A 1,718-nucleotide genomic window follows, 5' to 3' on the forward strand; every position below is an offset into this window, starting at 1 on the left:
GCGCAACGATGTGAATCCGAAGTTGCCGCAGCGACACTCATCTCACATCGTTGGCGCTGATCAGTGATCAGTAGTCGGTGATCAGTAGTCGATGATCAGTGCTGGCAGAGCTGCCCGCCCAGCGGCGCGAGGGTCAGAAACGGCGACGGAATGGTGCAGCCGAGCGCGGCGGCGGCCGAGTCAACCCCGGCCAGTTGATCGCGCACGGCCTCCCACGAAGCGTCACTCATCAACCCCGCCACCGGCAGCGGGCACGCCGCCAACACCCATCCGCGGTCGACCACCACAAAGCCGCCGCACATTCCCTCCAGGGCCCGCACCGCGGTCATCATGTCCTGGTCCGCGACCCCGATGACGGCCAGATCGCCGGGAGCCACGCTCGTGGCCATCGCGATCGCACCCTGACGCAGGCCCACCCCGCGGATGAAACCCACCCACATTCCGCCGGCCCGGTCCGCCCCCCGCGTGACCAGGGCGACCTTGAGCAGGTCGTGCCCGGGATCGGCCGCCGCATGACCGGTGCCGCCGTCTGCACGGCCGGGCCGCACCGCGACGACCTCGACCCCGGCAGTCCCGTCCGCCGCGACGCTCACCTGCACGCCCCTGACCGGGCCGGCGGAGTCCTGGCCGGCTGCGGTCGCCGCAACGGCGAAGGAACCGCTGAACAGGCCGGACGGCAGGGTCACCCGCTCTCGGGTCCAGTCCGGGAGCACATCGAGGTTGTCGAACAGCGGACGGCCGCGCTCGGCGGCCATCCGCCCGTTGACGAGAACGATCTCCGGCGGCCCGGATCCCGCGATGTCGCTGACGATCTGGATGTCGGCCAGGTGCGCCGGCGCGAGCGATCCGAGCAGGTGGTCCAGGCCGTACCGGCGGGCCGGATCGAGGGTGGCCATGCGGATGGCGGCCATCGGCTCCACGCCGGCCCCGACCGTACGGCGGACCACCCGGTCGAGGTGGCCGTGGTCGGCGATTTCGGTGATCTTCCATGCGCCGGAGAACTCCAGCGGCGCGTCGGCGGCCAGGTCGTCGGCGGCCAGATCGGCGGCGGCACGGTCGGCGGCGGCACGGTCACCCACGGCCGTGCCGTCCAGGCCGGGCATCCCGGCTACGGCGCCGGTGCCCGCCATCCCGGGCAGCGAGAGATCGGCGGACCCGACTAAGGGAACGGATTGACGGGGCAGCCACGTCCCGGTGTCCGGGAGGCTCGCGCCAGCCCGCGTGCCCGTACCGCCGCCGGCCGGGGAGGTCCTGGCAAGCAGGCGCACCGGGGTCCCGGAGGCGGTCACGAGCCGCGCACCGCGCGGTCCGCACAGCGTGACCGGCAGGCCGGCGTCCACGAGCAGGGTGACCGTCCCTCGGGGCACTACGAGACGAGCGAGCTCCCCGGGCGTCAGCAAGGTCTGTTCTAACCGGACGTACGGATCGACATAGGCCGGCAGGAGGTAGCGGCCGGAGGCATCCAGAGCGCGGCGGGCACCCAGCGTCCCGGGGCGTGTCACCGCGGCTATGAACCGACCGGCGATGAGCAGGTCACGACGCCGCAGCTCACCGGTTTGGACGACGACCATCATGCCGCCGCGGACGACCAGATCCGCCTCCTGCGTTCCGTTCGCGACCCGCCGCAGCTGCTCGAGCTCCGCCGCGGTCGGCGCCAGGTGGGACGCGCCAACGGCATCGAACCCGGTACGGCGGACCGGACGCGCGGCGCGGGCCGT

1 protein-coding gene is annotated in these 1,718 nt (G+C 72.6%); it reads right to left on the reverse strand.

The window, feature by feature from the left end:
* Positions 1–95: 95 nt before the first annotated feature.
* A partial coding sequence (locus tag U9977_RS13695; protein ID WP_322749633.1) for an adenine deaminase C-terminal domain-containing protein occupies positions 96–1,718 on the reverse strand: 1,623 nt, incomplete at its 5' end.

Origin of the sequence: Protofrankia sp. Cas8 (genome assembly GCF_963555845.1) — a bacterium.
Classification (GTDB): domain Bacteria; phylum Actinomycetota; class Actinomycetes; order Frankiales; family Frankiaceae; genus Protofrankia.